Source organism: Rhodobacter aestuarii (assembly GCF_900156655.1).
Taxonomy (GTDB): domain Bacteria; phylum Pseudomonadota; class Alphaproteobacteria; order Rhodobacterales; family Rhodobacteraceae; genus Rhodobacter; species Rhodobacter aestuarii.
On sequence record NZ_FTOG01000009.1, the window covers coordinates 164,445 to 177,710 of the forward strand.

Genomic DNA, 13,266 nt, shown 5'->3' on the forward strand with positions numbered 1-13,266 from the left:
CTCACAGCTCACACCCTTTGGGGAAAAGGCTACGGCAAAATGGCGAGCCAGACCCAGACGCTCAGGATCGACAGCGCGGTGGCGACCAGTACCGAGGAGGCCGCCACGCGTTTGGCCGCGCCATACATATTGGCAAAGAGATAGGCGTTCACCCCCGGCGCCATCGCCGCAGTGAGCGTGGCCGAGCGCAGCGCGGGCGTGCCAAGGTCAAAGACGAAATGGCCCAGCCCATAGGCAATGGCCGGGTGCAGCAGCAGCGACAGCCCCGTCACCATCGCAATCGCGCGGCCATCGCCCTCTGGCCGGTAGCGCACCAGCACGCCGCCAAGGCCAAAGAGCGCCGCAGGCAGGGCCGCGCCCGCGATCATATCCATGGCTGACCAAACCGGCGCAGGCAGCGCCATCCCGGTCAGATGTTGGCCCGCCTGAATGGCAAAACCCGTCAAAATGCCAATCACCAAAGGCGTGCGCAAAACGCCGATGAGTGCATTCAGCCCCACGCGGCTGAGCCCCGCGCCCGTGCCTTTGCTGCGCACCCATTCCATCGCTACGATGCCGATCGTGTAAAGAAACGGCGAATGCACCGAGATGATCGCGAAGTTGCCCGCAAGCGCGTCGTGCCCATAGGCACGTTCGGTGATCGGCACGCCCAAAAGGAGCGAGTTGGAGAACAGGCAGGCAAAGCCAATCGCCACCGCATCCGGCCCGGTGCGGCGCAGCACCCCGCGTGCAAGCGTGGCGCCAATGGCAAAGGAAATCAGCGCGCCCGCGTAAAAGCTGACCATCAGCCCAAGGTCATAGCTCGCGTCAAGATCGAGCCGCGCGATGGAGCGGGCGAGCAGCACCGGCACGGCGAAGTTCTGCGCAAAGCGCATCAACCCCTCAACCGCCGTTTCAGAGAAAAGCCCCTTCCACGCAACGATATAGCCAAAGCCGATGACCAAAAAGACGGGCAGGATGACGTCGATCAGCGCGCTCATGGGGCGGGCAGGTCCAGCACCATACCGTCATAAGCGCCGCGAATATGGTCGGGCGTTTCCGCCTCCACCCGCGCGTGATCAAGGTCGATATGCATATTGGTCAGCACGGCGGTTTTGGCCTGCGCCTGCGCGATCCATGCGAGCGCTTGCGCCAAATGCGCGTGGCTCGGGTGGGGTTTGTAGCGCAAAGCATCGAGCACCCAACACTCAAGCCCCTGCAAATGCGCCCAAGCCGCTTCGGGAATGGCCGAGACATCGGGCAGATAGGCCAAGCCCCCAATGCGGAAGCCAAGCGCAGGAATGTTGCCATGCTCCACCGTGAAGGGTGTAAAGCAGATCGGCCCGCCCGCGCCGGTGATGGTGAAGGGGCCGTCGATCTCGTGCAGATCGCAAATCGGCGGGTAGTTGCTGCCCTTGGGCTGCACGAAGGCATAGTCAAACCGGCTCAGCAGCGCTTCACGCGTGGGCGCATCCGCCCAAACCGGCAGGCGGGCATGCATGTTGAAGGTGATCTGGCGGATGTCATCGAGCCCATGCATGTGATCGGCATGCGGGTGGGTGAAGGCCACAGCATCCAGCACCGCCACCTCGGCGCGCAAAAGTTGTTCGCGCAAATCGGGCGAAGTGTCGATCAACACCCGCGTGGTGCCCGCCGTGCTGACCCGTTCCACCAGCATCGAACAGCGCGAGCGGCGGTTTTTCGGGTTTTGCGGGTCGCAATCCCCCCAATGCCCCCCAATCCGCGGCACGCCCCCCGAGGAGCCACAGCCCAGAATGGTGAAGCGCAACCGGTCAGCCATGGCACGCCTTCGCAAACAACCGATCAAAATTGGCCGTCGTGGCGGCGGCAAACTCTTCAAGGCTCAGCCCAAAGACATCTGCCCCCACTAGCGCGGTATGCACCGTATAGGCGGGCTCATTGCGGCGGCCGCGATGCGGCGGCGGGGCAAGATAGGGGCTGTCGGTTTCCACCAAAATCCGATCCAGCGGCGCTTGCGCGAAAATATCACGGATCTCGCCGCTTTTGGGGAAGGTGGCGACGCCCGACATGGAAAGATAACAGCCCAGTTCGAGCGTTTGGCGTGCGAGCTCCGGCCCAGACGAGAAGCAATGCATCACGCAACCAAAGGGCTTGCGTTTCATACCCTCGGTCAGGATTTCGGCCATGTCTTCATCGGCGGCACGCGAATGGATGATCAGCGGCAGCCCAGTTTCTTGCGCGGCCTCGATGTGCAGGCGAAGCGAGACCTTTTGCACCTCGGCACTCTCGGCGGTGTAGTGATAATCTAGCCCCGTTTCACCAATGCCCACGAATTTGGGGTGGCTCGCCAGCGCTACCAGTTCCGCGACCGTGGCCATCGGTTCCTCGGCGGCGCTCATCGGATGCGTGCCAGCAGCCCAGTAAACGCCCTCATGCGCCTCAGAAATCGCTTTCACCTGATCGACATTGCGCAGCTTTGTGCAGATCGTGACCATGCGGGTCACGCCTGCCGCTTTCGCGCGGGCCACAACCTCGGGCAGTTCCTCGGCGAAATCCGGGAAATCAAGGTGGCAATGGCTGTCGACGATCTGGGGAAGAGGCTTGGTCACGCTGTCTCCTGCCGTTTAGGCGGCGGTATTGATTGCCAGAACCATATCCATGACCAAGGCCGCCGGGTCAAGGTTGACGGCCTTGCCGTGACGCGCGCGTGCGCCCAACTCTTGATGCAGCCCGGCCCATTTCATCGCCGCCGCGCCATCGGGGGAAAGCCGCGCCATCAGCTGTGCCTCGCCCTTCGCCGCCTCCGGCTCTGGCGGGCCAGTGAGCCCCGCGCGCGCAAGGCGTGAGAGGAACAAATCCATCAGCCGCAGCATCAAATCAAACCGCGCCGCATTGGCCTTGCCCGCAGCACTTTCTGCAAGGGCCCAAGCCTTGATCCGGTCAAGCCGGGGCAAGGTCGCGAAAAGCCCCACGAGCGTGGCGTAACTTTCCAGCCCCTCAAGGTTCAAAAGCCGGATCGCCTCGCCCACCGAGCCACCAGCAAGGGCAGAGAGGGCCAGCGTTTCGCCCTCCGCATCGGCCTCTGCCGCCGCAAGCGCAAGGGCAAGATCATCAGGGGCCAAGGTCGTAAGCCGCAATTCGCGGCAGCGCGAGCGGATCGTCGGCAAAAGCCGCGCGGGTTGGTGCGTGACCAAAAGAAAGGTCACCAAAGGCGGCGGTTCTTCCAGCAGTTTCAAAAGCGCATTGGCGCCCGCTGTGGCCAATTCATCGGCACAATCCACCACCACCACACGCCGCCCGCCGTCAGCCGCCGACAGGTGAAGGAACGAGGTCAGCTTGCGCACCTCTTCCACCCGAATGTCATCCGAGATCGCGGTTTTCTTGTCATTGAGCCCGCGCTTGAGGTGAAAGACGCGTGGCTCGGCTTCCGCCAAAAGGCGACGGCAGACGGGATGCTCTGGGTCCGTCTCTAGGGTGCGGGGCGGTTCAGGCGCACCAAAGAGCCCGCCGCCCTGCTCCAAAGGCTGTGTCAGCAAAAACCGCGCAATCCGCCACGCAAATGTCGCCTTACCGACACCGCGCGGACCGGTCAGCATCCAAGCATGATGCAGACGGCCCGAGTTAAACGCATCCAAGAACGCCTGTTCGGCATGCTCTTGGCCGTAGAGATGCGCGGTTTGGCGCGGATGGGGCGCACCTTCCACCTGTGTTGGGTCTGGAAACTCCGCTTCGCTCATGCCCGCCCCGCAAGCGCGGCTTGGGTTTGCGCAAGTACATCGGCGGCCACAGCCTCGGGCGCGCGGGCGCCATCAATCACCCGAAACCGGGGCGCAAATTCGCGGGCGAGTTCCAAGAACCCCGCGCGCATCCGCGCCTGCATCGCCACGCCCATATCTTCAAACCGTTCTTCATGGCCCTGCCGCCCCTTGGCGCGCGCAAGCCCCACGGCAGGGTCAATGTCGATCAGAAAGGTCAGATCCGGTTCGCGCCCGATCATCAGCCGGTGCAAATCATCTACCTGCGCGCGCAGATCGCCGCGCGACAGCCCCTGATACATCCGCGTGCTATCGGCAAAGCGATCACAGAGCACCACCTTGCCCGCCGCCAAAGCCGGGGTGATGGTACGCTCCAAATGGTCGCGCCGCGCGGCGGTGAAAAGCAAAATCTCGGTCTCGGGCGACCACCGCTCCGGGTCGCCTTGCAAGACAAGGGCGCGAATTTCTTCGGCCCCGGGGCTGCCGCCGGGTTCGCGGGTGCGGATCACATCATGGCCCGCTGCCTCAAGCGCCTCGGCCAACAGCCGCACTTGGGTGGATTTGCCCGAACCGTCGATGCCCTCAAAAGTAATGAACATCGCTTAGCTGCTGGCCGTCATCGCCATTGCGCGTTCAAAAAGGCGCAGCGCGGACGAGGTGAACCGGGTCACGAAGCCGCCTGCGGGCACTTCAGCCTCGGCGACAAGCGGCACCGAACGCGGCGCGTCAAACCCCGGCACGGTAATCTCCAACCGCCCGATTTGCGCCCCCGCTGCGACCGGTGCGGTCAGCGGCGCATCAAAGACGGCCTCGGCGGTCACACCGGCGGCTGCGCCTGCAGGCAACAGAAGCGAGACATCCTCGGCCGGCACCAGCCCCACGGTTTTGCTTTCGCCAAGCCACACCGGGGCCTCGGCCAGCCGCGTGCCCTTTTCCGCCACGGTTTTCAGAACAAATTGGCGAAACGCCCAGTTCGCAACGGCTTCCGCCTCGCGCGCACGATCGGCCTCAGAACCCAGCCCCGAAATCACAAAGACAATACGCCGATCGCCCATCACCGCAGAACCAACAAGCCCATAGCCCGCCTCTTCGGTATGGCCGGTTTTCAGCCCATCGGCGTGCCAATCGGCGGCAGAAATTTTCAAAAGCGGGTTGCGGTTATGCGCATTCGCCGGGGCGCGGTTTTTGTAGTTGAACTCGGTCTCCGAGAAGAGCGGGTAATATTCGGGGAATTGTGTGATCAGGCGCACTGCCAAAATCCCCAGATCATGCATCGACATGCGCTGATTGGGGTGCGGCCAGCCCGAGGCATTGGCAAAGGTCGAATGCGCCATACCAAGTTGGTGGGCGCGTTCGGTCATGCGTTGGGCAAAGGCATCTTCGGTGCCCGCAAGCCCTTCGGCCACCACCACACAGGCATCATTGCCCGAATTGATCACAATGCCCTGCATCAGATCGCGCACCGTGGGGCGGTCCATCTCATTGAGGAACATCGTCGAACCGCCCATCTGCTTGGCGCGGGTCGACACGGCAAAGGTCGTGTCCATCGACACGCGCCCCTCGCGCAACGCCTCAAACAGAAGGTTCAGCGTCATCAGTTTCGACATCGAGGCGGGCGGCAGTGCGACATCAGCCTCTTTTTCCAAGAGCACGGTCTGGGTCGTCAGATCATACACCCAAGCGGCGCGCGCGCGCGTGTCAAACGCACTTGCCGGCAGCGCGAGGCAAAACGAAAGGGCCGCCGCACAGAAGATCGCAAAAGGGCGGGCAAAAAGCATGGCACGGTTTGTCATGGGGAATGGGAACCTCATTTCGAAACGGCATAGGCGTCAGTATAGCCAACGCCTTTGCTCTTTTTGAGCATAGCGTCGCGTTCCGCCACCGAGGCCGCGGGGCCTGCGACCACGCTCCAGAAGGTCTTGCCTTGGGTTTTCTCGGTGCGGATCGTGGCGGTGACGCCAGCTTGGGCGAGCTGGGCGGTGGCCCGTTTGGCATTTGCCTCGGTCGAGAAGATGCCGATTTGCAAGAACATCTTGCCCGAGGGGGCGGGTTTGGGGGCCGCCGGTTTAGGCGGCACGGGTTTCGCGGGCGCGGCCTCGGCAGCGGCAATCGCCGCCCCAGCGGTGGCGGTTACGTCTGCCACGGGTTTCGGCGCAGGGCGGGCACCCGTTTTGCCCGGCGGCTCCAGCGGGGCGGCGGCAATCGTTTCCGCTGCGGGCATGGCGCCGGTTTCCGTTTCTTGCGCCGCCACGGGTGCCGGTTCGGGGGCTTCTTCGCGGCGAAGCGCGACGACCGAAAGCTTCGTTGGCGCACCGGCAAGCACGTCGAGCGCCGCCGCCGCATCAGAAGACACCTGCAACCGCGGCCCGGGGTTTTCCCGTTCGCGCCGGAACAAGGCGCCAATCACGAATTTGCCGTTTGCCGGGTTGCGGATGATCACGCGCTCAGGGTCTTTGACCCCCGGATGCGCGACCCAAACACCGCCCAGCGACGGCCGCCCATCCCAAAGCCCGTCTTCATTGGCGCTAAATACCTCGGGCGTCTCGACATCCCGCTCAACAATGCGCGCAGAGGTGGCGGGGGCGCTGGCCGCCTCGGGCGCACCATCTTCTTTGGGCGCGCCCTCCAGGAAGCCAAAAGGTTGGCTACCTTCGGCGCAGCCGCTGAGCGCCGCCACCGCAGCCAGCGTCCAGATCCAATGGATCGATTTCGACATGCCCTTTGCCCCTTCTTGCGCCTGTGAGGCGGCTTTGCCCCGCACAGCTTGCGCCTGTTGCCTGCGCCGTTTTGCCGCCGCGCACCAGGTTCGGGCCGGGTTCGGGCGCTTTGGCGAAACTGTAGCGGCTTCGCTGCGCCAAGAAAAGCGCAGCCAGAACGTTCAGGCGGTTTTCGGCACGCAGGTGCTTTCAGAATCGCGTGAGAGCGGTTAGGGCATGCGTCACGGAAGTGTGGCCGAGTGGTTTAAGGCTCTGGTCTTGAAAACCAGCGTGGGGGAGACTCCACCGTGGGTTCGAATCCCACCGCTTCCGCCAGATTTCCGAAATCCGAAATACTTTATGGAAATCAATATCTTGCGCGGATGGCTCATTCTTCTCCCACACATGTTTTCCACACATGTCTCCCACACATGCTGCCCGCTGCTTTTTTAGCTGAGACTGTGTGATTCTGGTTCTAAAACGAAGGTGGCGCGGTGTCAGACGGGGGGGAGAGCACTCTGGGATCGGTGCGTAGCGGCTCATCTTGGATATTGGCTTAGGGTGGTGACGTTCCGTAGGGTTGAAATTGAGGGGTGGGCCTAACTTATCTTCTCGCAGGGAATTGAATTGTGGAGTTTGAGGCTATTGGGGGCAGGAAAAAGGTGCAGCTTGAGTGAACGATGTCGTCCCAGAGCCGACCTTGATGTCGGGCGCAGCAGATGACCGGAGCCAGCCCAATCGCGACCTTCGAGCTAGGCGAAGCGAAGGCTCCGGATCAGGCAAAACTGCGAGCTATAGTCAACTTTGGTGACTTGGCCGCCCCAAAAGCAGACTGTCGTTGATATAAGCGCTGTTTTGCAGTGCTCATAAAGCTGAAGGTGGTGGATGCTACTGTGTTTGGGGACTGAATCGATGGGTCAAAGCGGCAACCAATGTCAATTGCTCGGGCGTGTATTTCGCCATCCAGCCATCAACATCGCCTTGCTGGTCGGCCACGTCCTGCAAGATGTGCTCCAACGTGTTATTGCGATGCGCACGGGCGCGGCTTTCGCGCTCAGATTGGCGGACATAGTCGTGCTGGGCGAGGTCCGCGGCAGAGATCGGCGCATCGAAAGCCGCAGTCGCCTTCTCCTTCAGCGCGGCAAGCCCGTCCGGGCCAAGCGCCGGCGCAAGAACGTCAATCGCGTGGTCGAACGCGCCGTAACCATCTGCGACCGTGGCCTCAAGGATTTGCTCAGCCAAGGTCTCTGCGCTGAGCGTCAGGTGCGGAGCGATCTCGCCAATGGCCTCCATTGCGGCGCGCATCGTGTCACCAATGCTGCCCCAGCTGTCATCGGTGCGCGCATGGATCCCTTCGGCGAGATGCAACTGCGCCCAGAGCAGATCGAAGGCCAAAGACGGCGCAGTGGGCGCGATGCGGGTTGTGATCAGCTCGATAACCCCGGTCAACTCCTGCGCGAGCTTTTTCTGTGCGGGACGATTGAGGAAGCTTTGGGCCCGCCGGATCGCGGCAAAGCGCTTGCGGATATCGGCGGCCACGGCCTCGGGCCCATCATCGGCGGCCAACGCCATGCGCACCCGACGTTGCCGCGCGGCATCCCCCTTCACTGTCTCAAGGAGAAGATCGGCCAGAGCCTCGGCGCCGAGTGCCATCAGATTGGTTTTGTTGAGCGGTTTTCCGGCCATGGCGCTGCCTTTGTATCTCCGAGGTCATCCTAGCATAACGAACGCCCCCGCAAGTCAACATATAGAAAAGGCGCCCATCGGGCGCCCTATATATAGACCTCGGGAAAAACTTAGCCTTCGTTGGGAAAAACTCAGGTTAGTTCTACACCCTCAATGGGTCCAGTTCGCCCGGCGGTTAGGCTGGAAGTTTTCACCGTATCCCATCGGGCGGATGTTCACCGCGCGTTTGTGGGCGGTGGTCACGGTGTAATCAAGGCCGTGGCTCTTGGCATAGTGCTCGGCCGCCTCGCGGCTGTCGAACTTCAGCCGTACTTGGCTTTGCGTATCGGCCGAGCCGGTCCAGCCCATCAGCGGATCAATGTCGCGCGCCTCGGCGGGCAGAAAATCCAGATACCAGAGTTTGGTCTTCGCCTGACCAGACTGCATGGCGTTGCGGGCAGGTTGATAGATACGTGCGCGCATGGGAATCCTCTCTGCTGACAGGCTTGGTTTTAGCGTTTTGGGCGAAAAGCGCAAGCCTTGCATACCAATGTGTGCCGAAATCGACCTAGTCGACACCTTTGATGAGGGAGGGATGCTACCGGCCGGGTCTGGGGAGCGAGGGGTGGGGTGGTGCCCCGGCCGGTAGCCAATGCTGCTTGCTTGAATAGGATGCGAAATATGACCTCGAATCGCAAGCGCTTCCCGCCCGCAAGCCACTGATATGCATAGAAAATTTTAGCATTTACCTTAACCTTTTCGCAACACTTTCCACAAGACCTTGAAAGAGAACGAAAAGGGACCGACATTGAGGCCTGTCCAAGGATGCCGCGATGCCCCACAACACCACCAATCAACCCGTTCCCCGTCCCGAAGTGCTGACCCGCCCCAAGCTTGAGGGCGGCAAACGCTTTGTGATGGCGACCGAATTTGCCCCCGCTGGGGACCAACCAAGCGCGATTGCGGAACTCTCGGCGGCGGTGCTGGCGGGCGAGCGCGATCAGGTGCTGCTCGGGGCCACCGGCACCGGCAAAACCTATACGATGGCGAAGGTCATTGAGCAGACCCAGCGCCCGGCGATCATTCTGGCGCCGAACAAGACACTTGCGGCGCAATTATATGGGGAATTCAAAGGCTTCTTCCCTGACAACGCGGTGGAATATTTCGTTTCCTACTACGACTACTACCAGCCAGAAGCCTATGTCGCGCGGACTGACACCTATATCGAGAAGGAATCGATGATCAACGAGCAGATCGACCGGATGCGCCACTCGGCCACCCGGGCGCTGCTGGAACGCGATGATGTGATCATCGTCGCCTCGGTGTCTTGCATTTATGGTATCGGCTCGGTCGAAACCTATTCGGCGATGACGCTCGATCTGAAGGTGGGCGAGCTTTACGACCAGCGCAAATTCCTTGCCGATCTGGTGGCGCAGCAATACAAACGCTTGGATGCCGCCTTTCAGCGCGGCGCGTTCCGGGTGAAGGGGGACACGGTTGATCTTTGGCCGGCTCACCTTGAAGACCGCGCTTGGCGTATGTCGTTTTTTGGTGAGGAATTGGAAGCGATCACCGAGTTTGACCCGCTGACAGGTTCGAAAACGAATAGTTTTGAGCAGATCCGGATCTATGCAAACAGCCACTATGTGACCCCGCGCCCGACCCTTCAACAGGCGACGAAACAAATCCGGGTGGAACTGGCGCAGCGGCTTAAGCAGTTCAATGACGAAGGCAAGCTTTTGGAAGCGCAGCGGCTGGAGCAGCGCACCAATTTCGACCTAGAGATGTTGGAAGCGACCGGTGTTTGCTCGGGGATCGAGAACTATTCGCGCTATCTGACAGGCCGTAACCCCGGCGAGCCACCGCCCACCCTTTTTGAATTCATCCCCGATAATGCGATTGTTTTTGCAGATGAATCTCACGTTACCGTGCCGCAAATCGGCGGCATGTATCGGGGCGACTATCGGCGCAAGTTCACGCTGGCCGAACACGGGTTCCGCCTGCCCTCTTGCATGGACAACCGGCCGCTGAAGTTCGAAGAATGGGATGCGATGCGGCCGCAATCGGTCTTTGTATCTGCCACACCCGCAGGCTGGGAGATGGAGCAAACCGGCGGCGTCTTTACCGAACAAGTCATCCGCCCCACCGGGCTTTTGGACCCGGAGGTGGAAATTCGTCCGGTCGAAACGCAGGTCGATGATCTTTTGGATGAAATCCGCAAAGTTGCGGCCAAAGGCTTGCGCGTTTTGTGCACCACGCTGACAAAGCGGATGGCCGAAGACCTTACAGAATATCTACATGAACAGGGCATTCGCGTGCGGTATATGCACTCGGATATTGACACAATCGAACGTATCGAGATTTTGCGAGACCTGCGGCTCGGGGCCTTTGATGTGCTGATTGGCATCAACCTGCTGCGCGAGGGCTTGGATATTCCCGAATGCGGGCTGGTGGCCATTCTCGATGCCGATAAAGAGGGGTTCTTGCGCTCGGAAACCTCGCTGATTCAGACCATCGGCCGGGCAGCGCGGAACGCCGATGGCCGGGTGATCATGTATGCCGATAAAATCACCGGGTCGATGCAGCGTGCACTGGATGAAACGAACCGGCGCCGCGAAAAGCAGATCGCTTACAACACCGAACACGGCATCACCCCGCAAACCGTGCGCAAGAATGTGGATGATGTTCTGGCCGGGTTGTGGCAGGGCGACACCGATATGGCCCGCGTCACCGCAAAAGTTGACAATGTGAAAGCCGGGGCCAATTTAGCAGCGCATCTTGACGCTCTTAGGTTGCAAATGCGCAAGGCCGCAGAGAACCTTGAGTTTGAAGAAGCGGCCCGTTTGCGCGATGAGGTCAAGCGTTTGGAAGCGGTGGAATTGGCCGTGGCCGATGACCCGCTGGCGCGGCAATCGGCGGTGGATGAAGCGGTGGAGGCCGCAACGAAGGCGACAGGCCGCTCAACCGCTGGCCGCCCGGGGCAACGGGGGGGTGTGAAAAGGCCGAAAAAGCGCTAGCCAAAGCACAACCAAGGGCTGTTTCGAATTCAAAATCGCGTGATTTGGGTGTATCCTTCTCCGCATTGTAAGTGTGTTGAGGAAGGAGTTACCCCATGAAACATCCGACCCCTACGGACAACCGCGCTTGGTTCCGCGAAATGCTTGAAAAAGCCAGACGGAACGAAATTGAGCGCTGGCGCGATGCAATGGTCAAAAAGCTGGAAATTCTAGAACTTGCCTCACCCGAAGGCCTGCATCTGCCAGAGCCGGTTCCGCAAGGCTATGATGATCCATTGTTTTATGATGATCCGCTATTCTTCGATGACCCGATTTTCAACCGAATGCTTGCCAAAGATCCGAAGCGGGCAGATTGGTTCGAGCGGATGAAAATCGCTCGCCAAATCAAGGCGGCCAACGAGTTGCGCGACATGTTGGACGAAGTTCTCAAGCTGAAAGAACGCGACCTGACCCCGCATCGCTGAATCTTACGCCAAGCATTGGGGCGGCATTTCCCGCCCCTTACCCGCGCGCACATGCGTGCCGCAATTTAAAACTCGCCCGCAGCTCTCCCAAGATCGGTCCAAAGCTGCGGAAAACCGTTTTAATCACGTTGTTTAAGTTACGCGTTTCCGGGCTGCGCCCCCAAAACATGCAGTCGCCCGTCTGGCACATGAGGTTGATATGACTGTTGCAACACTCACCCCCAAAGATATGGCGAAAAAGGCTTTCGCCGCCATGAGCATGCTGAGCGCGCCCCCCGCCGAATGTATGCGTGCTGTCACGCTTGGAGATAGCTCAAAATTCGAAGCCGCTGCGGGATTTCCGGCCAAGATTGTCACGGGAAAAGACGGCGAAGCGTTTTGCAAAAAGCGCAATCCGAAAAATCCGCCAAACGCATGCTATGACTGGAGCACGAAAAAGCTTTATGTGCGGTTTGACCCGGCCAAGATGGATGGTGGCGGGGCCGCGACCTTTGTGCATGAGCTCATTCACGCCTGTGAACAGCACTCCAACTCGTATCCTACCCCGATCATTGATGCCATCACCGCGCTGCTCCCGAACAACACGCCGGAGCGGGCGATGCTGGAGCGCAACGCGACCTATTTCGACCGCGCACTGAACCAACTCAAAGCACTGCCAGCCTATGAAAAGCCCCTTCCTGCCGGGGCGGATATCTTTGACACCACGCGCCGAATTCTGGACATCATCGCAGCCTTTCAAGCCTATGATCTTGCCGAGCAAGGCTTTTTGATCGACAAAGCCCCGCCATACCCGCCCAACCATAAGGATCTAAAAGACTTTCTGGGCATAGATATCGCCTTTGAGCGGGTGCTACAGCATTACGCAACAGGCGCGGCAGGGGAACGGTTGGCGATCCTTGCGGGCCACTGGAAAGAAATCGCGCCAATCGCTCCTGCCCTCGAAGGGCTTTATGAAAAAACCGAGCGCGCCTACATGAAAACCGTCGATGCGTGGCTTGCCGCACAAGGTCCGGGCCTGAGCGCTGCGGAGAAAAAAGAACACCGCAACGCCAAGGAAGAGGAAGCGATTTTGGCCGCGGCCGCGCAGGTTGCCGAATACTTGGAAATGGTGATCGGTCCCGAGGCGGCGAAGCTTTATCCGGGCGGCCAACTCCCGCGCAAACCCGGCTTTTAACGCCTTGAGGATGGGGCGGATTTAATAATCCGCCGCCACCTCATACATCACGGGCTCAAAACTCCGGCACAGGGTGGCGATCACCTTGTTGCGCGCGATCATTTCCGGGCTGCGGAGCATGGCTTGGTAATCGCCACGCTTTTCCCATTTCGAATAGGTGGCGATCCGGGTCTGGGCGTCATTCATATGCAGCCCAGCGCCCAGAAAGCCCGCCGCTTGGCTGATGCACTCGGTATAGGCTTTTTGCAGATGCTCCATCAGTTCGGACGCTGTGGCCGGTGTCATCTCGAAGGTGCAGATCACCGTCTGGCCATCAAAATCGGCTTTGATCTCTGGCATGCTCTCTCCTCCTGTCTCCCTTGCGTCAGGATGACACAGGTCCGCACAAAATCCAGCCTTTTCGCCCGTGCCGCAGCGTTCCGCCCCTGCTCCGAACCCCACGCATGACGGGGGCGTAACAGAATTGTTGCAACGCGGCGCATTTCGCGCAAATCTTTCCCGGTCGGTCAAAACCGACCATTGAAGGGGGGCGCA

13 protein-coding genes and 1 tRNA gene are annotated in these 13,266 nt (G+C 60.5%); 4 read left to right on the forward strand and 10 right to left on the reverse strand.

Annotation, left to right across the window (positions count from 1 at the left end; all coding sequences use genetic code 11):
* Positions 1–29: 29 nt before the first annotated feature.
* Genes BW967_RS13765 through BW967_RS13795 form a run of 7 tightly spaced genes read right to left on the reverse strand, consistent with a single transcriptional unit; the run spans position 30 to position 6,432 of the window.
* The gene (locus BW967_RS13765; RefSeq protein WP_076485663.1) at positions 30–980 is read right to left on the reverse strand and encodes an AEC family transporter; all 951 of its coding nucleotides are present in this window, start codon (positions 978–980) and stop codon (positions 30–32) included.
* Positions 977–1,780: an MBL fold metallo-hydrolase gene (locus tag BW967_RS13770; RefSeq protein ID WP_076485664.1), complete on the reverse strand. Its 804-nt coding sequence runs from the start codon at positions 1,778–1,780 to the stop codon at positions 977–979. Before BW967_RS13770 ends, BW967_RS13765 begins: the two co-directional genes overlap by 4 nt.
* Positions 1,773–2,570 (reverse strand): TatD family hydrolase, encoded by a 798-nt coding sequence (locus tag BW967_RS13775; protein ID WP_076485665.1) that lies wholly within the window; start codon positions 2,568–2,570, stop codon positions 1,773–1,775. Before BW967_RS13775 ends, BW967_RS13770 begins: the two co-directional genes overlap by 8 nt.
* Positions 2,571–2,585: 15 nt before the next feature.
* Positions 2,586–3,698 (reverse strand): DNA polymerase III subunit delta', encoded by a 1,113-nt coding sequence (locus BW967_RS13780; RefSeq protein WP_076485666.1) that lies wholly within the window; start codon positions 3,696–3,698, stop codon positions 2,586–2,588.
* The gene (gene tmk, locus BW967_RS13785; protein ID WP_076485667.1) at positions 3,695–4,315 is read right to left on the reverse strand and encodes a dTMP kinase; all 621 of its coding nucleotides are present in this window, start codon (positions 4,313–4,315) and stop codon (positions 3,695–3,697) included. Before tmk ends, BW967_RS13780 begins: the two co-directional genes overlap by 4 nt.
* A 3-nt stretch (positions 4,316–4,318) precedes the next feature.
* The gene (locus BW967_RS13790; protein WP_373455183.1) at positions 4,319–5,509 is read right to left on the reverse strand and encodes a D-alanyl-D-alanine carboxypeptidase family protein; all 1,191 of its coding nucleotides are present in this window, start codon (positions 5,507–5,509) and stop codon (positions 4,319–4,321) included.
* Between the two features lie 14 nt (positions 5,510–5,523).
* Positions 5,524–6,432, reverse strand: coding sequence for an SPOR domain-containing protein (locus tag BW967_RS13795; RefSeq protein ID WP_076485669.1), 909 nt, complete (start codon positions 6,430–6,432; stop codon positions 5,524–5,526).
* 226 nt (positions 6,433–6,658) lie between these two features.
* Here BW967_RS13795 and BW967_RS13805 point away from each other — a divergent pair.
* Positions 6,659–6,748: transfer RNA gene (locus BW967_RS13805), tRNA-Ser, on the forward strand.
* 552 nt (positions 6,749–7,300) lie between these two features.
* Here BW967_RS13805 and BW967_RS13810 read toward each other — a convergent pair.
* Entirely contained in the window at positions 7,301–8,098 is a 798-nt protein-coding gene (locus BW967_RS13810) for a DUF6880 family protein (RefSeq protein WP_076485671.1), read from the reverse strand.
* A gap of 150 nt (positions 8,099–8,248) precedes the next feature.
* Entirely contained in the window at positions 8,249–8,560 is a 312-nt protein-coding gene (locus tag BW967_RS13815; RefSeq protein ID WP_076485672.1) for an ETC complex I subunit, read from the reverse strand.
* A 350-nt stretch (positions 8,561–8,910) separates the two neighbouring features.
* Here BW967_RS13815 and uvrB point away from each other — a divergent pair, with 350 nt between their 5' ends.
* The 3 genes from uvrB (at position 8,911) to BW967_RS13830 (ending at position 12,732) form a co-directional block, all read left to right on the forward strand.
* A complete protein-coding gene (gene uvrB, locus BW967_RS13820; RefSeq protein WP_076485673.1) occupies positions 8,911–11,094 on the forward strand; it encodes an excinuclease ABC subunit UvrB in 2,184 nt (727 codons plus the stop codon).
* A gap of 95 nt (positions 11,095–11,189) precedes the next feature.
* A complete protein-coding gene (locus BW967_RS13825) occupies positions 11,190–11,558 on the forward strand; it encodes a hypothetical protein (protein ID WP_076485674.1) in 369 nt (122 codons plus the stop codon).
* A gap of 199 nt (positions 11,559–11,757) precedes the next feature.
* Positions 11,758–12,732, forward strand: a complete 975-nt coding sequence (locus BW967_RS13830; protein WP_076485675.1) for a hypothetical protein — start codon at positions 11,758–11,760, stop codon at positions 12,730–12,732.
* Between the two features lie 21 nt (positions 12,733–12,753).
* On the opposite strand, the gene BW967_RS13835 is transcribed toward BW967_RS13830, so the two are convergent.
* Complete coding sequence (locus tag BW967_RS13835) at positions 12,754–13,071, reverse strand: antibiotic biosynthesis monooxygenase family protein (RefSeq protein WP_076485676.1); 318 nt, start codon at positions 13,069–13,071, stop codon at positions 12,754–12,756.
* Positions 13,072–13,266 lie beyond the last annotated feature (195 nt).